General features: G+C 69.2%; 18 protein-coding genes and 1 tRNA gene. 12 read left to right on the top strand and 7 right to left on the bottom strand.

What is annotated here, in order from left to right; genetic code table 11:
* The first annotated feature begins 92 nt into the window (after positions 1-92).
* Both ACLKOY_RS08115 and ACLKOY_RS08110 read left to right on the top strand, forming a co-directional pair.
* A complete protein-coding gene (locus ACLKOY_RS08115) occupies positions 93-338 on the top strand; it encodes a hypothetical protein (RefSeq protein WP_436453167.1) in 246 nt (81 codons plus the stop codon).
* A gap of 10 nt (positions 339-348) precedes the next feature.
* Entirely contained in the window at positions 349-1,212 is an 864-nt protein-coding gene (locus tag ACLKOY_RS08110) for a hypothetical protein (RefSeq protein ID WP_436453166.1), read from the top strand.
* Between the two features lies 1 nt (position 1,213).
* On the opposite strand, the gene ACLKOY_RS08105 is transcribed toward ACLKOY_RS08110, so the two are convergent.
* Positions 1,214-2,053, bottom strand: a complete 840-nt coding sequence (locus ACLKOY_RS08105; protein WP_436453165.1) for an SDR family NAD(P)-dependent oxidoreductase — start codon at positions 2,051-2,053, stop codon at positions 1,214-1,216.
* Positions 2,054-2,180: 127 nt separating this feature from the next.
* On the opposite strand from ACLKOY_RS08105, the gene ACLKOY_RS08100 reads away from it, so the two are divergent.
* From ACLKOY_RS08100 to ACLKOY_RS08090, 3 genes are all read left to right on the top strand, one after another.
* The gene (locus ACLKOY_RS08100; RefSeq protein ID WP_140036186.1) at positions 2,181-2,762 is read left to right on the top strand and encodes an asparagine synthase; all 582 of its coding nucleotides are present in this window, start codon (positions 2,181-2,183) and stop codon (positions 2,760-2,762) included.
* Positions 2,763-2,828: 66 nt separating this feature from the next.
* Positions 2,829-2,901 (top strand) — tRNA-Arg (locus tag ACLKOY_RS08095).
* A gap of 69 nt (positions 2,902-2,970) precedes the next feature.
* The gene (locus ACLKOY_RS08090) at positions 2,971-3,255 is read left to right on the top strand and encodes a hypothetical protein (RefSeq protein WP_436453164.1); all 285 of its coding nucleotides are present in this window, start codon (positions 2,971-2,973) and stop codon (positions 3,253-3,255) included.
* A gap of 6 nt (positions 3,256-3,261) precedes the next feature.
* Here ACLKOY_RS08090 and ACLKOY_RS08085 read toward each other — a convergent pair whose 3' ends face one another.
* Complete coding sequence (locus tag ACLKOY_RS08085) at positions 3,262-4,194, bottom strand: LysR family transcriptional regulator (protein WP_436453163.1); 933 nt, start codon at positions 4,192-4,194, stop codon at positions 3,262-3,264.
* A gap of 71 nt (positions 4,195-4,265) precedes the next feature.
* Here ACLKOY_RS08085 and ACLKOY_RS08080 point away from each other — a divergent pair, with 71 nt between their 5' ends.
* On the top strand, positions 4,266-5,996 hold the full coding sequence (locus ACLKOY_RS08080) for an L-aspartate oxidase (RefSeq protein ID WP_436453162.1): 1,731 nt from the start codon (positions 4,266-4,268) through the stop codon (positions 5,994-5,996).
* Positions 5,997-6,072: 76 nt separating this feature from the next.
* On the opposite strand, the gene ACLKOY_RS08075 is transcribed toward ACLKOY_RS08080, so the two are convergent.
* Positions 6,073-6,390 carry a hypothetical protein gene (locus ACLKOY_RS08075; protein ID WP_436453161.1) on the bottom strand — a complete coding sequence of 106 codons (318 nt, stop codon included), beginning with the start codon at positions 6,388-6,390 and terminating at the stop codon, positions 6,073-6,075.
* 115 nt (positions 6,391-6,505) lie between these two features.
* Here ACLKOY_RS08075 and ACLKOY_RS08070 point away from each other — a divergent pair, with 115 nt between their 5' ends.
* The gene (locus ACLKOY_RS08070) at positions 6,506-8,002 is read left to right on the top strand and encodes an L-serine ammonia-lyase, iron-sulfur-dependent, subunit alpha (protein WP_436453160.1); all 1,497 of its coding nucleotides are present in this window, start codon (positions 6,506-6,508) and stop codon (positions 8,000-8,002) included.
* Positions 8,003-8,047: 45 nt separating this feature from the next.
* Positions 8,048-8,800, top strand: coding sequence for an AAA family ATPase (locus tag ACLKOY_RS08065; protein WP_436453159.1), 753 nt, complete (start codon positions 8,048-8,050; stop codon positions 8,798-8,800).
* Here the strand turns inward: ACLKOY_RS08065 and hrpB are convergent.
* The 3 genes from hrpB to ACLKOY_RS08050 all read right to left on the bottom strand — a co-directional run bounded on the left by hrpB (position 8,797) and on the right by ACLKOY_RS08050 (position 13,721).
* Positions 8,797-11,349 (bottom strand): ATP-dependent helicase HrpB, encoded by a 2,553-nt coding sequence (gene hrpB, locus ACLKOY_RS08060; protein ID WP_436453158.1) that lies wholly within the window; start codon positions 11,347-11,349, stop codon positions 8,797-8,799. The two genes, ACLKOY_RS08065 and hrpB, sit on opposite strands and share 4 nt — an antisense overlap.
* Before the next feature lie 88 nt (positions 11,350-11,437).
* Positions 11,438-13,033 carry an SPFH domain-containing protein gene (locus ACLKOY_RS08055; RefSeq protein WP_140036194.1) on the bottom strand — a complete coding sequence of 532 codons (1,596 nt, stop codon included), beginning with the start codon at positions 13,031-13,033 and terminating at the stop codon, positions 11,438-11,440.
* 259 nt (positions 13,034-13,292) lie between these two features.
* Entirely contained in the window at positions 13,293-13,721 is a 429-nt protein-coding gene (locus ACLKOY_RS08050; RefSeq protein ID WP_363572146.1) for a MarR family transcriptional regulator, read from the bottom strand.
* Positions 13,722-14,014: 293 nt separating this feature from the next.
* Here ACLKOY_RS08050 and ACLKOY_RS08045 point away from each other — a divergent pair, with 293 nt between their 5' ends.
* A complete protein-coding gene (locus tag ACLKOY_RS08045; protein ID WP_436453157.1) occupies positions 14,015-14,590 on the top strand; it encodes a VanZ family protein in 576 nt (191 codons plus the stop codon).
* 25 nt (positions 14,591-14,615) lie between these two features.
* Here the strand turns inward: ACLKOY_RS08045 and ACLKOY_RS08040 are convergent, their stop codons facing one another.
* A complete protein-coding gene (locus ACLKOY_RS08040; RefSeq protein WP_436453156.1) occupies positions 14,616-15,236 on the bottom strand; it encodes a DUF1349 domain-containing protein in 621 nt (206 codons plus the stop codon).
* A 160-nt stretch (positions 15,237-15,396) separates the two neighbouring features.
* On the opposite strand from ACLKOY_RS08040, the gene ACLKOY_RS08035 reads away from it, so the two are divergent.
* Genes ACLKOY_RS08035 through ACLKOY_RS08025 form a run of 3 tightly spaced genes read left to right on the top strand, consistent with a single transcriptional unit; the run spans position 15,397 to position 18,211 of the window.
* The gene (locus tag ACLKOY_RS08035) at positions 15,397-16,128 is read left to right on the top strand and encodes an ATP-binding cassette domain-containing protein (protein ID WP_436453155.1); all 732 of its coding nucleotides are present in this window, start codon (positions 15,397-15,399) and stop codon (positions 16,126-16,128) included.
* The gene (locus ACLKOY_RS08030; protein WP_436453154.1) at positions 16,128-16,952 is read left to right on the top strand and encodes a hypothetical protein; all 825 of its coding nucleotides are present in this window, start codon (positions 16,128-16,130) and stop codon (positions 16,950-16,952) included. Before ACLKOY_RS08035 ends, ACLKOY_RS08030 begins: the two co-directional genes overlap by 1 nt.
* A gap of 32 nt (positions 16,953-16,984) precedes the next feature.
* Positions 16,985-18,211 (top strand): serine hydrolase domain-containing protein, encoded by a 1,227-nt coding sequence (locus ACLKOY_RS08025; protein ID WP_436453153.1) that lies wholly within the window; start codon positions 16,985-16,987, stop codon positions 18,209-18,211.
* Positions 18,212-18,218 lie beyond the last annotated feature (7 nt).

Below are 18,218 nucleotides of genomic sequence, written 5' to 3'. Positions count from 1 at the left end.
GCGGACGCGCACCGGTCTGGAGAGTGATCTCCAGCGAGGATATATTGGCCCTACGGAATCGTTCCGGAAGTCGTCGTGTCCTGGGGAGCGATATGAGAGCCGTCGCCGTGGTCGCCGGGGGTCTGCTGCTGCTCGGTGGAACGGTGCTCATCGCCGTTGCCGATCAGCAACGCGTGGAGGCGCTTGACGAGGCGAAGGCGGCCGTGGTCGAGGCCGAAGAGCGGCTCGACGCCGCGCGAGACGCGAACCTCCGACTCGCTGAGAAGCTGACCGCCCTGCGCACGGTCATCGCCGACCAGGAGACGCTGCTCTCCGACACGACAGGGCTCCTGCCATGAGGCGGTCCCGGTGATCCGGCGGGTCCTCTCCGTCGCCATGGTCGCCGCACTGATGCTGGCTGCGGGCGTGGTCGCTCGTGCTGTCGCTCTCGACGAGGACAGGGCGGCTGCGATCGCCGAACTGCGGTCGCTCGCGCAGTCGACCCGCACGGCGGAGATGCGCACAGATCACCTAGAAGGGTCGATCGCGATCGCCGAGAGGGACACCGCTGCACGCGCGGCTGTCCTCGAGGTGCGCCCCGCGTTCGTCGTGGAGATCACCGCGCTGCGCGAGGCGATGGAGGGAGCCGACGGCAAGATCGACACGTCGGCGCACCGGGCAGCGGCGATGTCGGCTCAGGCGTCCGTGCTCGCCGAGCGGAAGGACCCGGCCACGGTCATCGCCGCCACCGCCACGGTGCACTCGCTCATCGACAGGGTCGGGCAAGACGTCGGCAGCTGGGAGGCGGCGCAGTACGCGGCGCCGTCGGGCCCTGCCTGGTCGTCGAGCGGGCCGGATGGATTCGCGCGGGTGCGCGCCGCCCTCGACCGGGTCGGCGGCGGGGGAGTGGGCCTCTACGAATCGGCCTCGTGTGCGGGAGGGACCGCGCCGGCGTGCGCGAACAGCAGCGGCTACATCAAGTACCGTGCCGACATCGTCGACTGGAGCGTAGAGCAGCTGAACTGGGCGATGGCGCACGAGCTGGCCCACATCTACCAGTTCCGGGTCTGGGGTGCGCTGACTTCGTCGGACGTCTACCGCTCGTCTTTCGGGGGAGATCCCGAGTTCCTCGCGAACTGCATGGCGGTCGTGCGCGGCTACCCGGGGTCGATCGGGTGCGACAGCGAGCAGCAGGCGTGGGCGTCGGGGATCTGGGTCGGCGCGGTCCGCTGATTCAGACGATCGGGGTGGTCGTGTCGATGGCCTCGCGCAGGGGGCGGCGCATGACCCGCCAGTAGCCCGTCGGTGCGAGGCGAGCGAGCACATCGATCAGACGCGCCTCCTGCCCGACCATGGTGCGCGCGCGGCGACGCTCCGTCGCCCGCACGATCAGCGCCGCGGCATCCGCTGGCTCGGTGTGGTACATCGCTGCCTGCGCCGTTGCGGCGCGTGCGGCGACCGCCGGGTCGATCGCCGCGGCATAGCGTCCGTGCAGGATGATCCCCGTGCGCACTCCGGCGGGGTACACCGCGCCGACCGTCACTGACGTGCCCTCGAGCTCGTGCCGCAGTGCCTCGGAGAACCCGCGCACCGCGAACTTGCTCAGGGAGTAGGGGATGCGTCCTGCGGGCGCGGCCAGCGCGTACACGCTTGCGAGGTGGGTGATGTGCGCGGCGTGAGCCGAACGCAGGGCGGGCAGCAGCGCCTTCGTGATCGACACGGTTCCCCAGAGGTTGACGTCGGTCAGCCAGCGCATCTCCTCCATGGTCAGCTGATCGAGATCGCCGAGCATCGACGACCCCGCGCACGTGATCAGGGCGTTCACGCGCCGGTGCGCTGCAGTGATCTCGTCGGCCGCAGCGAAGACGGCGTCGTCGTCGCGCAGGTCGACGACGTGCGTGGTGACGGTGGTGCCCTCGAGTTCGGCCGCCAGGGCTGCGAGTCCGTCGGCGTTGTGGTCGATGAGCGCCAGATGCACGCGTCGGCGGGCGAGCAGCCGGGCGATGTCGGCGCCCATCCCGCTCGCAGCGCCGGTGATGACCGTCGTGCTTCCGGTGAGCGTGAGACGCTTCATCGCATCCCTCCTGGCGGCGATCGGGAGTGCAGCCGGTCGTGGAGCAGGTCTCGCGACCCGATTCCGATCCATTCTGGCCCACTGCAACCGAGAGCGATACCGGTACGCTCGAAGCAAGGAGGTAGCGGTGGGACGAACTGCAGATGCCATCGCAGAAGGCGTCGCGATCGCGACCGCTGCCGCGCGCCTCGCCGTGAAGAACCACATCCTCATCGGCACGATCGCCGAGAACGGGGTCTTCGACACGGACAAGTACATCGCCGACGCGCGCGAAGCGCTGCGGGCGATGGCCGAGGAGTCCGAAGAAGTCGAGCGCAACCTGACCGAGCTGCGCAAGCGCGCTCGCGGGCGTCACTCCGACCCCTCGGGCACCCACGACTACCGCGACCGCGACGTGCGCAACCTGCGTCGGCGGGCCAAGCAGTCGCACGGGGTCGCGACCAAGCTGCGCGACATGATGGAGGACGAGGCCGCGCTGCGTGTCATCGTCGAAGAGGCCCGTGAGGGCGCTTGGGCCGACGTGCGGCACAACCTCGATCGCCGGCTGCGCGTCGAAGGCATGCGGCCCGATCAGGACCCCGATTACGAGCGCATGCGCGAGGCGCGGATGCAGGCGCTGCGGCTCGTCGATCTGCAGGCTCTGTCGTCTCTGCAGCGCGCGAAAGCCAAGCGCAAGAAGAAGCAGAACACGCCCGACGGTGACGAGTGAGCCCTCGTTTCGCTTTCGCGTCGCGTCTGTTGTAGGCTGTTCTACGGCCCGCTGAGCGGTCCAGGAGCGCCCGTAGCTCAATGGATAGAGCATCTGACTACGGATCAGAAGGTTAGGGGTTCGAGTCCCTTCGGGCGCACATCAGCTGAAACCCCCGTCGCGAAAGCGGCGGGGGTTTTGCGTTGTCCTACTCGGTAGGCTCGTGCGCATGACGCTTCCCGAGCAGGCCCAGAACAACCGCGTGTGGCACGTGATCGGGCTCGTGTGCGGCGTGCTGGCGATCGCGTCGCTCTTCGTGGTGCCGAGCGGCATCGTCGGGTATCTCGTCGCGATCGCGATCGCCTCCGTGGCTGTGATGGTCGGTCACCTGGCCGTGCGGCGTCACGGTGCATTCCGAGCCGCCGCCATCGTCGGGCTCATCCTCGCCTATCTGGGGTTGATCGCGCCTGTCGGACTGTTGGTGGTCCGGCTCACCCGCATGTTCGCCGGTTGAGAGGCCTCAGTCGAGCAGGCTCGTGATGGCCGGGTCGCGGCGGGCTACCTCTGCCGCTGTGCCGACGATCACGTGCCGCATCGCGGCGACCGCGACGGCGGGCGTGACGTCGGCGCGGTGCGCCAGGCTCACGGTGCGCCTCATCATCGGGTGCGAGATCCTGACCGATCGCAGCGCCGGCTGATCGAGCAGCACCATCGCCGGAACCACGGCCACGCCGACCCCGCGTTCGACGAAGCGGAGCAGCGCATCCATCTCTGCGCCCTCGAGGACTACGGTCGGGGTCAGCCCTGACGAGCGGAACGCCGCGTCGGTGGTCGCCCGCAGCTCATAGGTCTCGTCGAGGGCGATCAACGGAAGAGTGGCGAGGTGATGGAGGGTCATCGACGACGAGCTCGACACCGGAGGCTCGGACGCCGCAGACACCACCACGAGTTCCTCGGTCAGCAACGGCATCCGGGTCAGACTGAAACCCGAAGGCGGGGGTCCCTCCGACTCCGTGATGAGCGCGATGTCGACGGCCCCGACGGCCATCTGGTCGACGAGCAGCCTCGACCCGCTCTCGGTCAGGTGCAGGTCGACGCCGGGATGCGCCGCATGGAAGGTGCTGATGGCTTCGGCGACGAGGCTGATGCAGAGGGTGGGCGGTGCTCCGAGGCGCACGCGTCCGCGGCGGAGCCCTGCGAGCTCGGCCATCTCCTCACGGATCGCGTCGGACTCCGCGAGCATCCGCTGAGCGTGGGGGAGCAGAGCCTCTCCGGCCGCGGTGAGGCCGATGTGCCCGCGAGCCCGGTGGAAGAGCTCGGCGCCGAGTTCGCGCTCGAGGGTCGAGATCTGTCGGCTCAGCGAGGGCTGGGCCAGGTGCAGATGCTCGGAGGCGCGGGTGAAGTGACCGAGGCGGGCGACCTCGACGAACCCGCGGAGCTGCTCGAGGTTCATGTCTTCAGTGTATCGATACCAGTAGAACAATGCATTGGAGTTATTAGGACACCCTACCTAGCGTGGAGACCATGAGTACTCGCGAACGTCAGATCTCCACCACGGTCCTCGTCATCGGCACCGGCGGCTCCGGGCTGCGGGCGGCGATCGAGGTCGCCGAGCACGGCATCGACGTCCTCGCCGTCGGCAAGCGCCCCCGACAGGATGCCCATACATCCCTCGCCGCCGGCGGCATCAACGCCGCACTCGGCACCATGGACGAGGACGACAGCTGGCAGCAGCACGCTGCCGACACCATCAAGGAGAGCTACCTGCTCGCCAACCCCCACACGGTCGAGATCGTGACGCAGGGCGCCGAACGCGGCATCCGCGACCTCGAGCGCTGGGGTATGGACTTCGCTCGCGAGGACGACGGGCGCATCTCGCAGCGGTTCTTCGGAGCCCACACCTTCCGTCGCACCGCGTTCGCCGGCGACTACACCGGGCTCGAGATCCAGCGAACGCTCGTCGCCAAGGCCGAGCAGCTCGAGGTACCGATCCTCGACCACGTCTACATCACGCGTCTGCTCGTGCGCGACAACGTCGTGTTCGGCGCCTACGGCTTCGACCAGTCCGACGGCACGCGCTACCTGATCCACGCGGATGCCGTGATCCTCGCCGCCGGCGGCCACAACCGAATCTGGCGCCGCACCTCGTCGCGTCGCGACGAGAACACGGGTGACTCGTTCCGGCTCGCGGTCGACGCCGGCGCCCGGCTGCGCGACCCGGAGCTCGTGCAGTTCCACCCGTCCGGAATCATCGAACCCGAGAACGCGGCCGGCACGCTGATCTCCGAGGCCGCCCGTGGCGAGGGCGGCATCCTGCGCAACGCGCTCGGCGAGCGGTTCATGTCGAAGTACGACCCAGAGCGCATGGAGCTCTCTACCCGCGATCGTGTCGCGCTCGCCGCGTACACCGAGATCGCCGAGGGGCGCGGAACCGAGAACGGCGGCGTCTGGCTCGATGTGTCGCACCTGCCGCGCGAGACGATCATGACCCGTCTGCCGCGCGTGTACCAGACGATGATGGAGCTGCAGATGCTCGACATCACCACCGAGCCGATCGAGATCGCGCCCACCGCGCACTACTCGATGGGCGGCGTGTGGGTGCGTCCTGACGACCACCAGACCGACGTCGACGGACTCTATGCGATCGGCGAGGCGTCGAGCGGGCTGCACGGAGCGAACCGCCTCGGCGGCAACTCCCTCATCGAGTTGCTCGTCTACGGCCGCATCGTCGGTCAGGCGGCCATGGCACACGCGGCAGGGCTCGACGCCCAGCGTCGATCAGCGGATGCGGTGGCGCAGGCCCGTGCCGAGATCGACGACCTCCTCGTCGCCGACGGCCGCGAGAACGTGCGGGCGCTGCAGCGCGCGATCCGCAACACCATGACGCAGCACGCAGGTGTCGTCCGCTCGGAGGAGGGGCTGCGGGCAGGCCTCGCCGAACTCGACATGATCGAGGGGCGCATGGAGGACATCGGCATACACCCCGACATCGCCGGGTTCCAGGACCTCGCGCACGCGTTCGATCTGAAGGCGTCGGCGCTCGCCGCACGGGCCACGCTCGAGGCGGCGCTGGAGCGCCGGGAGACCCGCGGATGCCACAACCGCAGCGACTACCCCGACACCGACCCGACGCTGCAGGTCAACCTCGTCTGGTCGCCCACGGGCGGTGTGACGCACGAGTCGATCCCCGAGATCCCCGCCGAGATCGCCGAGCTCATGCGCGAGGTCGACACCGAGGGCAAGCTCGTCGAATAGCCCCTCCCGAACTCGCTCCCGTCGCAGGGTGCATCGAGACGGGAGCGGCCGGGTGGCCGAGCGAGGTAGGAGTCGCTCAGTCGCCCTCGTCGGTCTCCGGACCGTCGATGACCCCGATCCCGACCGCTTCATGGTCGGGCTCGGGGTCGTTGCGCGTCGGGGCCTTGGGCTCTTCGGAGGGCTCCTTCTCGGTGCTCGGCTCTTCGAGCTCGTCGTTGCTCGGAACCTCGGAGGGGTCCGCGTCTTCGGGGGAGTCGGCCTCTGCCGGCTTCTCGGCGGTGCTCCCCGTGTCCTTGAACTCGCCGGCGTCGCCGGAGGACGGCGTCGGGGTCGGCGTCTGCGCCTCAGGGGTGAGGTCGGAGGTCGCGTCCTGCTCAGGCGTGCTGTTCGTCATGGTCGTCCTTTTCACATCGGATGCACGACCAGGATCGATCTCCGATTCCGCGGCGAGAAGGGCCTTGACGGCGATGCCCCGACCCGTCTTCCTGACCACGACGTAGGCTGAGGAGGTGACAGCGTACGTCTCGGCCTTCGATCTCTTCTCCATCGGAGTGGGCCCCTCGAGTTCCCACACGGTCGGGCCGATGCGGGCGGCGCTCGAGTTCGCGCACCGGCTCCGCGCGACAGGAGCGCTCGATCGCGTCGCGCGCATCGGATGCACCCTCTACGGCTCTCTCGGTGCCACCGGAATCGGACACGGCACACCCGATGCGGTCGTCGCCGGGCTGCGCGGTCTGGCACCGGAGACCTGTGATCCGGCCGATGTGCGGGCGGCGTGGACAGATCTCCGCGACGGTGCGACGGTGCGGATCGACGGAGTGCATGAGATCGCGTTCTCCAAGACCGACATCGTGTTCGAGCCCCGCACGCGTCTGCCCGGTCACCCGAACGCCATGACGATCACCGCGTGGGATGCCGACGGACAGGTCGTGGCAGAGGAGACGTACTACTCGGTCGGCGGCGGGTTCATCCGTCGGGACGGCGAGGAGGCGAAGATCTCCACTGCTCCGCTTCCGTACTCGTATGCCGATGCCGCGTCACTGCTCGCGCTCTGCGACGAGCACGGACTCTCCATCGCCGAGGTCGCGCGACTGAACGAGACCGCGCAGCGCTCGGAGGAGGACGTCGCCGCAGGGCTCGACGCGATCTGGGATGCCATGGGCGCGTGCGTCGACAACGGACTGCACTCTGACGGCGTGCTGCCCGGCATGCTCAAGGTCAAGCGTCGCGCGAGTGCGATCCGTGGGCAGCTCGAAGAGGCCGAGGCCGACGGGCATCGGGAGCTGCCGGGCGAGTGGTTGGGTGCTTTCGCGCTCGCTGTCAACGAGGAGAACGCGGCGGGCGGTCGGGTCGTCACCGCTCCGACGAACGGTGCCGCCGGCATCCTCCCCGCCGTCGCCATGTACTGGTGGCGGTTCCTCGCCGACTCGGGTCTCGGCGTCGGCAACGCGGTGACGCCGTATGGCGAGCTCGTCGGCAGCGCATTGCTCGGCTTCGGTGCGGAGGCGTCGCTCGTCGCGGTCGGAGCGATCGACGACCCCGACGCGGTCGCCGAGGCGAACCGCCGCCGCGGCATCCGACGCTTCCTGCTCACTGCTACTGCTCTCGGATCGTTGTTCAAGGCGAACGCGTCGATCTCGGGGGCCGAGGGCGGATGCCAGGCCGAGGTCGGCTCCGCGTGCGCGATGGCCGCAGGCGGCCTCACTGCCGTGATGGGTGGCACGAACCGACAGATCGAGAACGCCGCCGAGATCGCCATGGAGCATCACCTCGGGCTCACCTGCGATCCGATCGGCGGCCTCGTGCAGATCCCGTGCATCGAGCGCAACGCGATCGCCGCCTCGACCGCGGTCACGGCAGCCCGGCTCGCGTTGCGCGGCGACGGGAGCCATTACGTCTCGCTCGATGCGGTCGTCGAGACGATGCGGCAGACCGGCATCGACATGTCGACGAAGTACAAGGAGACCAGCGAGGGCGGCCTCGCGGTCAACGTCATCGAGTGCTGATGCGCGCCCGTCGCCGTGTCGGTGGCGGCCGGTAGTCTCGCGGAGATGGAATCGATCTGGACACCCGGCAGTCGCCGTCGGCGCGAGCAGCCGGTGGTGGCGGTGCGAGCGCACGATGACGCACCCGAGCCCGGACACGACTGGCCCACCAGCATCCCCGCGGTCGCCCAGGTGCTCAGGGAGGGGATCGACCTCGCGCCCGGGGTGACCTTTCTCGTCGGCGAGAACGGCAGCGGCAAGTCGACGGTCGTCGAGGGCATTGCGATCGCCTACGGCCTCTCGCCCGAGGGAGGCTCGAAGTTCGCCACGCACAGCACCCGCCCGACGGAGTCGCCGCTGTCGGAATGGCTGGAACTGCAGCGCGGTGTCGGTGCGAACCGCTGGGGGTTCTTCTTGCGGGCAGAGACGATGCACTCGTTCTACACGTACCTCGAACAGAACCCCTCGCCGCGGGGCGACGTGCCTTTCCACGAGATGAGTCACGGCGAATCGTTCCTCGCCCTGCTCGAGAGCAGGTTCGACGAGCCGGGGTTCTACTGTCTCGACGAACCGGAGGCGGCGCTGTCTTTCCAGTCGACACTCACCCTCATCGCGGTGCTGCAGCGCATCGTCGACGAGGGTGGTCAGGTGCTCTGCGCCACGCACTCGCCGGTGCTCGCCGCGCTGCCGGGGGCGCGGATCCTCGAGGTCGGTGACTGGGGCATCCGGCCCGCCGAGTGGGGCGATCTCGAGATCGTGAACCACTGGCGCTCGTTCCTGCAGAACCCGCCGCGATACCTCCGACACCTGCTCGACTAGCGCGCCGAGCGGTTCTTGGTGTGCTTCGTGGGCACGGCAGCCCAGGGATCCTCCGGCCAGGGATGCCGGGGGTATCGTCCCCGCATCTCGGCGCGCACCTGGCCATACGGACCTGACCAGAACGAGGCGAGGTCATCGGTGACCGCGAGCGGACGCCCCGCGGGTGACAGCAGATGGAACAGCACCGGCACGCGCCCGTCGACCAGCCGAGGGGTCTCCGCCCAGCCGAAGCACTCCTGCAGCTTCACTGCGACGACCGGGCGTGCGGTGGCGTCGTCGGGGTCGGGATAGTCGATGCGGACGCGGGATCCGCTGGGTACCTCGAGGCGCTCCGGGGTCAGCTCGTCGAGGCGCGCCGCCTCGGGCCACGGCAGCAGTCGGCGAAGTGCCGACGACAGAGAGATCCGCCCCGCCGGCGTGCCACCGGCCAGCGCGTCGAGCTCGGGCGCCAGCCACTCATCGAGAGCCTCGAGCAGCCCGGCATCCGACACATCGGGCCAGGGTGCGCCCAGCTCGCGTCGCAGCAGTCCCAACCGACGGCGCAGCGCGGCGGCCGTGTCAGACCAGGTGAACATGCCGAGTCCCTCACGCCGGATCGCGCGGCGCACGGCATCGCGCCCCTCCTGCGCCGGCGCCCGCACCGGCGAGGAGGAACGCAGGATCGCACCGACGCGGCGCTCGCGTCGTGCCTGGAGGCGGCCCGATGTGAACTCCGCCTCGACACGGTCGGTCATCAGGTGATTCGCCGCGCGTTCCACCTGCGCCTCGGTGAGCACGGCCGCCGACCGGATGATCGCGCCGGAGCCTGCAGCCGCCCGTGCCGAGGCGCGGGCGACGTCGGCGACGGCGAGCCATTCGACGGCCGAGAGCGGACCACGGACCCCCGCCCGGGTGCCGGATGCCAGCAGGAACGTCGCTCCCTCGGCGGTGCGCTCGACGCGATGGGCGATCCGCTCGGGAAACGCCAGCGCGATCACGAGGCCGACGCCGTCGAGGCCCGATCTCGCGTCCGGTGCCCGTCGGACCATGCGCTCGAGGCGGTTCGCATCGTCGCGCCACCGACGCGCATCCGGTGTGCGTCCGCCCCGCAGGGCGATGAGGGCCTGGGCGACGTCGGCCTCGGCGATACGCAGGTCGCCGCCGAGCACCGCGACGACCTCGGCCGCAAGACGGCTGCCGACGATCGGGCTGCCGTCGCGGAGAGCGCGGGCGAGCCGAGGATCGACAGGAACCTGAGCGAGAGCGCGACCCTCAGCAGTGGCGCGTCCTTCGTCGTCGATCGCGCCGAGACCGCGAAGCACCGAGACGGCATCGGCCAGGTTGTCTGCGGGCAGCGGATCGATCATGCGCAGACCCGCGCCGCCCGGAGCACCCCAGCAGGCGAGCAGCAGAGCGGCATCCGCGAGGTCGGTCACCGCGATCTCGGGAGCCGGGCGTGCGGGAGCCGCCGCATAGGAGCGCTCGTCGACGCAGCGGATGACGGTGCCGGGGCCCTGTCGTGTCGCTCGACCAGCGCGCTGCACGCACGACGAACGCGACGCGGCGGTCGTGACCAGGCCCGTCATGCCGCGGGTGGCATCGCGCTGCGGATGCCGCGACAGACAGCTGTCGACCACCAGACGCACACCCGGCACCGTGAGAGAGGACTCTGCGAGCGATGTCGTGACGATGATGCGCGGGCGGTCGTTCGGGGCGCGGCCGCGGATCACGGCATCCTGTTCCGCCGCGGGGATCTGGCCATGCAGCTCCCGCACGTCGAATGCGCCGCTCTCATCGCGGATGCGGCGGGCGATCTCCGACACCTCGCGCGCGCCCGGTGCGAAGACCAGCACGTCTGCGTCGGGGTTCTCGCGGACCATGTCCAGAGCCGCTGCGGCGGTTGTGCCGGCGACGTGGTCGAGGAACCCCCAGGTGACCCCGCGCTCATCGAGGCGCGGCGTCGGGCTCGGAGCCCAGCGCTCGACGAGCGGGAAAGCCGGGACGTCGTGGTCGACGACCGGAGCCGGAAGGTCATCCGTGCCGAGCACTGCGGAGATACGCGCGGCGTCGAGCGTCGCCGACATGGCGACGACCACGAGGTCGTCCCGCAGCTCGCGCACCTCCGAGAGCAGGCCGATCAGCAGATCGGTCTCGAGCGCGCGCTCGTGCACCTCGTCGATGATCACGGCATCGACGCCGTCGAGTCCTGGATCGTCGAGCATGCGTCGCAGCAGCACCCCGGCGGTCACGAACTCGACCCGGGTTTGCGGTCCCGCTGAGCGCTCGCCGCGCACGGTGAAGCCGACGCGGGTGCCCAACGGCGAGCCGTCGAGCTGTGCGAGGCGCCGTGCGGCTGCGCGAGCGGCGACGCGGCGCGGCTGGGTGACGATCACTCGTCCGGTCGACCGCGATGCGAGGAGCGGGGGCACGAGCGTGGTCTTGCCCGTGCCCGGGGGTGCGCTCACCACCACGGAGGAACTCGCGTCGAGAGCCGCGGAGAGCTCGTCGAGAGCAGCCGCGAACGAGAGAGCCGCGCCGATGGCGGCGAGGTCGAAGGCGGCGGGTGGCATGCCTCCAGTCTGCCGGGTCTCGGACTCCCGGAAACGACGGATGCCGCGACCGATCCGGCCGCGGCATCCGCTGTGTTCTGTGTGCTGACTACTCCGCTGCGGGAGCCGGCGGTGCGGGCGGCGGCGGAGTGGTCGGGGTCGACTGGCGCGGCGCCGGAGCAGTAGCAGCGGCCACACCCTCGCCGATGCCACGGCCGACGGCCTGACCCTGGATGATCGACGCGAGGTCGAGGCCGGTCGCCGAGCTGACACTGTCGAACACCGACTTCAGCGCCTTCGCGCTGTCGGCGCCGACGAGGTCCGAGGCGCCGCCGTCGCTCGAGCCGCCGATGATCGAGACGTTGCCGATCGCGGCGTAGCCCTTCGAGAACTCCGCCATGATCGACGGCAGCACATCGAGCACGCGCTGCGACAGGAACGCGTCCTGGTTCGACGCGATGGCCTTCGCCTCTGCCTCGACGGCTGCGGCTCGCGCCTCACCCTCGGCACGGATGGCGTCTGCCTCGGCGTTCGCCCGCAGGCGTCGAGCCTCGGATTCGGCCTCGGCCTGAGCACGCAGTGCGTCGGCCTCACCGGTCGCGCGGGCGATCGCTGCTGCGGCCTCACCGGCGGCCTTGGCCTTATCGGCCTCGGCCTGCTGCTCGGCGATGCGGGTGCGGGCCTCTGCCTGCTTGACCTGCTCGATCGCGCCGGCCTCTGCGGCACGCTCACGCGTGTAGAGCTCGGCCTGGGCCCGGGTCTCGGCCTCGTATCGCTGGGCGTCGGCGACGCGCTTGACGTCGGCGTCGAGCTGAGCCTGGCGGTTCTCGGCCTGCTGCTGCAGAACGGCCTGCTGAGCCTGCTCACGGGCGAGGTTCTCTGCCTGCTCGGCCTCGGCACGCGCACGGCCGATGCCGGCGTTCGAGTTCGCCGTGTTCGTGTCGAGCGCGGTCTGCTCGATCAGGTTGGCTTCCTGATTGGCGATGTTCTTCTGGTTGATCGCACGGTCGGCGTTGGTCTGCGAGATCTCGGCGGACTGACGCTTCGCCTGGATCTCGGGAGCACCGAGCGACTGGATGTAGCCGACCTTGTCGGTGATGCCCTTGATCTGGAACGAGTCGAGGATCAGGCCCTGCTCGGCGAGCTCCTGCGAGACGTCGGCGGCGATCTGGTCGGAGAACTTCTTGCGCTCGCGCATGAGCTCGACGACCGAGAGGGTCGCGACGATTCCACGCAGCGCACCTTCGAGCTGCTCGGTGGTGAACTGCTCGATCGCCTTGTCCTGCGAAGCGAAGCGCTCGGCGGCTCGGCGCACGAGGATGGGGTCCGAGCCGATCTTCACGATCGCGACGCCGTCGACGTTGAGCGTGACGCTGTCGAGGGACTGCGCCTCGGCGTTCAGCGACACCTGACGCGAACGCAGCGAGATGATCTCGTGGCGCTGCGTGATCGGGTTGACCAGCGACTTGCCGTTCACGATGACCGTGACGGGCGACTCCGACATCTCGTCTTTGGTCGAACCGTCTGCGCCGATGACGGCGCGCGCCACCTTCTGTTTGCGTCCCGAGATGACGAGCGCCTCATCGGCGCGCGCGACCTTGATCCAGCTGCGTGCGAACAGCAGCAGGATGAGCAGGACGACGATAGCGATGGCTATGCCGATCCCGACGATGATGAGGATGCCGACGATTCCGGCGATCTCCATGGATGACCTCCCTGGTTCCCCCCGAGGGGGCGGTCTTGGATGCCGGCGCGGCCGCGCGGGCGTTCACGCTCCACCCTGCCAGAGATCGGGGGATGCCGTCGAAGGAGTCGAGGACTCTTGATGCCCTCAGGAGGAGAAATGCTCTTCGGGAGGAGCCTCCAGCCCGAGGTCTCCTCCCGTGAGGCAGATCTCCTCCCTGGGGCAGCGGTCCTCCCGTTGGGCAGATCTCCGTCGGGTCAGGACGAGGCCTGCACGCTGCTCAGCGGCCGCGGAGCTTCTCCGCCAGATCGCGCAGCGTCTTCAGCTCGGCGTCGTCGAGTCGCGACATCCGCTCGGCGATCGACCGGCCATGCACCGTGGCGACGCTCCGGAACTCACGGACGCCGGCATCCGTCGCCCTGATCAGCGCACCGCGCCCGTCGTCTGGGTCGGGGCACTTCGCGACGAGCCCGCGCGCGACCATGCGGTCGACGAGACGAGAGACGCTCGGCTGGCTGATCAGCATGTTCGCGGTGACATCGCGCAGGCGGGCTGACATGCCGGGGGAGCGGGTCACGGTGAGCAGGACGTCGTACTCGGCCTGGCCGAGATCGGTGTGATCGAAGTCCGTGTTCATCTCGGTGAACAGCTCGTGCTGTGCGCGGAACAGGCTCTCCCATGCCTCGAGGGCGAGCTTGCGATCGGTCATGGAGAACAGCGTACTGGCAACAGTAAAGGGCCGGTCGGAGAGGCTCCCGACCGGCCCTTGTCCCTTGCACCAAGAGTGTCCTGCAATCACATGCGGTGTATGCCACAGCAAACATTCACCGTGCGATCACTCTATAACGGCGAGATAACGAATGCAACGGTTTGGTCACGGAATCTTCGGTGCTCCCGAAGCGTCGAGCGGGTCGAGCTCCGCGGGCCTCGTAGCAGTTCCCGTTCTCTGTACGATCGGTGCGGTGCCTCTGCACCGCACCATGTAGTCGCCGGAAGCAGTGAATGAAGTTCATCGAAGTCCCCATGCTCCCGATCGTGATCCCCTTCGGAGTCGTGATCTTTCTCCTGTCGATCTGGGCCCTCCGGTCCCGCGGGGGCGTCACACTTCCCCGGGCGAGCGTGGCCGCCATCCTCGGGATCTATGCGGGCGGAGTGCTCGCCAACACCGTGTTCCCGATCTTCCTCCGCGTCGGGACAGGGTTCTATGACGGGCCGCGCCCGCTGGCGCTCTACCTCGTGCCGTTCGCCGACTACGGGATCGAGGACGCTCTCATCAACGTCGCGGTGTTCATCCCGCTCGGCGGGCTCGTCCCGCTGCTCATCGCACGGCCGACCTGGTGGAAGGCGGTGATGATCGTCGCCGGTGCGAGTCTCGCCATCGAGCTGGCGCAGATGGCCACCGCCCGGCTCGCTCTCGGCGGACACCTCGCGGACATCAATGACTGGTTGACGAACATCCTGGGTGGGATCATCGGCTACGGCCTGTTCGTCCTCCTGACGCGCTCGAAGAGGGTCGCGCGATTCGTCGAGCAGTTTCGGTGGCCGGCGCGCGAGCGCGCGAGCAGCCAGCCGGCCTGAATCCCGCCGCCGGACCGGGTGTTCGTCAGGAACCGTCGCGAAGATCGCCGAGCGTCGCCGCCGTGTATGTGACGGCATCGAAGCGCACGTCGCAGCCGTTTCCCATGGGGCTTTGGGCTTCGAGCCCGACAGTGACCTGCTGTTCTTCGGCCCCCAGTGCGAACCCTCGAACGAAGTCCCATCGCGTGCCGTCGACCGATGCGTGGAAGGCGTAGACCGTTCCGATGCGTGCGATGCGCAGCCAGACCTCGTCGCCCTCGACGATGAACGCGTTCGCGTCGTCCGAGACTCCGCGGGTGACGACCGACACGACCATGGGCTTTCGATCGGGGGAGAACTCGAAGCAGAGCTTGGCCCACAGCGTTTCGTCGGCCCAGACGATCAGCACGCCGGCATCGAACGTGTCGGTGAAGTCGACGTGAACTCGAGCGGTCAGAGTGAAGTCGCCCTCAGCGGGATGACCGGTCAACGAGACCGCGTTCAGCTGACTCTCCGCAGCCACGCTGCCGCTCCCGCGCGGGTCGACGAAGAAGTCGCTGTGCGGCTTGGCCGTCACCAGGACGCTGTCTGCCTCTACTCGCCACGGCCAGTCCTCGGAGGGGTGCAGAGGGAAGGGGACGCCAGGGAGATCGACTCGAGTGTTCATCACACCATTGTGGCCAATCGAGATGCCTCGCAGATGAGAGACGGTCGACGCCGTCGGGTGGTGGCCAGCCCGGCTGAACGATCAGGACTGTCCTTTCGGACAGGGCGATCCCGTGCGCCGGGCGGGGGTGCTCGAGAGCCGTGCTGGCGAGGCTGGAGACATGAACATCTCCACATCTCCGCCGCTCCAGGCGCGCGGACTGCACAAGTCCTTCCATGGGCGCGCTCGCGTCGACGGAGTCGGTTTCACCATCGAGTCAGGGAGGGTCGTCGGGCTGCTCGGGCCCAACGGCGCCGGCAAGACGACCACGATCCGGCTGCTGCTCGGACTCATCGCGGCGGACCAAGGCGAGGCACTGGTCTTCGGCCGCCGCTACCGCGACCTCGAGCGGCCGGCCACGATGGTCGGCGCGGTGCTCGACGCCGGTGGCCTGCACCCCGCCCGCACCGGACGTGAGCACCTGCGCATCGCCGCGGCCCGCGCCGGCGTCTCCGTCGAGCGCGTCGACGTGGTCCTCGCCGAGGTGGGCATGACAGCCGATGCCGACCGCCGGTCCGGTGGCTATTCGCTCGGCATGAAGCAGCGCATCGCGATCGCGGCAGCGCTCCTCGGAGAGCCGAAGATGCTCGTCCTCGACGAGCCCTCCAATGGCCTCGACCCGGCCGGCATGCGCTGGCTTCGTGATCGCCTGCGGGCGTTCGCGGACGCCGGCGGTACGGTGCTGCTCTCCTCTCATCTGCTCTCCGACGTGCAGGACATCGCCGACGACATCGTCGTGATCGCCGATGGACGGGTCGTCGCAGACGTGACCCTGGCGGATGCCGTCGCCACGGCGAGCGGAGATCTCGAGGGCTACTACCTCCAGGTCACCGGAATCGCGGGGGTGCGCTGATGTTCCGCGCAGAACTCCTCGGACTGACCACCACCACTGCGACGAAGGTCAGCGCGCTCGTCGCCGTCGTCGGCCTCATCCTCACCCAGCTGATGTTCGTGACCGTGCTCCCCGCGCTGGCTCGCGGCGACATCGGTCCCGGCGCAGCGGCGCTCGGAGCCGACCTCCCCGTGCTCGACCTGACATCGGCAGCGGCGCAGCTCGACGCGATCAACCCGCTCGGCGCGTCGATGGGAGGCGGATCGATCGGCATCGCGCTCCTCGCCGTCGTGCTGCTCGGCACCCTCGCCGGCACCAGTGACGACCGGTACGGCGGCATGGTCGGAGCAGCCCTCGCGTCTCCGCGACGCGGTCGCATCGTCGCAGGCAAGGCCACGGCCGTCACGGTCGCCGGTGTCGTCATCGGCGCCGTCATGGCGGTCGTCAGTCTCATCGCCCTGCTCGTCGCGCTCGCGATGACAGGAACGCCCTTCATCGTCGGCGCCGGCGACGTCGCCGCCACCCTCGGACGGGGTGTCGTCGCGGTCGCGGGCCTCGCCCTGATCGGCCTCGCGGTCGGCATCCTGGTGCGGACGCAGCTCGCCGGCATCCTCACCATGCTCGCGGTGCTCTTCGCCGAGCCCCTCCTCACCGCCATGACCTCGCTGATCGGCGGCGGCTCCGCGCCCGTCTGGACGCAGTTCCTCCCCGTCGCGCTCGCGCAGAACGTCATTCACGGCGGGTCGGCCGACGTGCACGTCGGAGTGGCGCTGGCGGCCCTCGCCGCACTCACCGCGGCGGCGCTCGCCGCGGCATCCGTCGCTCTCTCCCGGCGCGACCTCTGATGTCCGACCCATCCGACAGCAAAGGACACACCATGAACGGCAGCCCCACACCCCAGAACCAGCCCGCTCCCCGACGCAGGACGCGGACGGTGATCGCGATCGCGGCCGCCGCCGTGCTCGTTGCGGGAGCGATCACGGCCGGCGCGCTCTTCCGGGCATCCGATCGACCGGCATCGTCCGCGAATGCGGCGACGACCAGCGATCTCGAGACCAGATTGGAGTCTCTCGTCGATGCCGGCTACCCGGCGGCACTCGCGTCGGTGACCTCGCCGGACGGCGAGGTGGAGAACGCCGTCGCCGGCGAGGGCGACATCGAGACCGGCCAGGCGCCTCCGCTCGACGCAGAGGTGCGTATCGCCAGCAACACCAAGATGTTCGTCGCGACGATCGTGTTGCAGCTGGTCGATGAGCGTCTGGTCGACCTGGACGCCCCGGTCGACACGTATCTTCCCGGACTGATCAGGGGAACGGGGATCGACGGCGCCGGCATCACCGTGCACCAGTTGCTGCAGCAGACGACCGGACTGCCGGAGTACGCCGACCAGATCGCGGCCGATGCCTTCGGCGCGCAGGAGAGGTACATCTCTCCGCGGGACATGCTCGACATCGCCCTCAGTCGTCCTGCGAGCTTCGCGCCGGGGGAGAAGTGGGAGTACAGCAACACGAACTATCTGGTGCTCGGGCTGCTGATCGAGGCGGTCACCGACCGTGCGATCGCCCAGCAGATCGAAGAGCGCATCGTGACGCCGCTGGGACTCGAGCACACGTACTTCCCCGCGCCGGGCGAGCTCCCGCTCCGTGGCGAGCACCCTACCGGATACCACGCCGATCTTCCGGGAGAGCTGCGTGACATCTCCGCCATGGACACCTCCTTCGCCTGGTCGGCCGGCGCCATGGTGTCCACCCCGGCAGAACTCAACACCTTCATGCGCGCGCTGCTGAACGGGGAGCTGCTGAGCGGTGCGGCGCTCGAGACGATGAAGACCTCTGTGCCGGCAGGCGATGAGCTCTGGCCGGAGGCCGAGTACGGACTCGGTCTGCAGCGGTACCCCCTCAGCTGCGGAGGATTCGCCTGGGGGCACGGTGGTGACATCCCCGGCACCCAGACGCGCAACGCCGTCGCGCCGGACGGCACCGCCGCCACGATCGCGGTGACCGCGCTGCCCTGGGCGGTGGTCTCCCCGGATGACGAGGAGGTGCTGCTCGAGCAGTACCGGATCGTCGTCGAGGCGCTCGATGAGACGCTGTGCGATCGGTGATCACACC

It is taken from the genome of Microbacterium sp. K2, from assembly GCF_051365005.1.
Taxonomy (GTDB): domain Bacteria; phylum Actinomycetota; class Actinomycetes; order Actinomycetales; family Microbacteriaceae; genus Microbacterium; species Microbacterium foliorum_B.
This window is presented reverse-complemented; position numbering and strand designations above follow the sequence as displayed.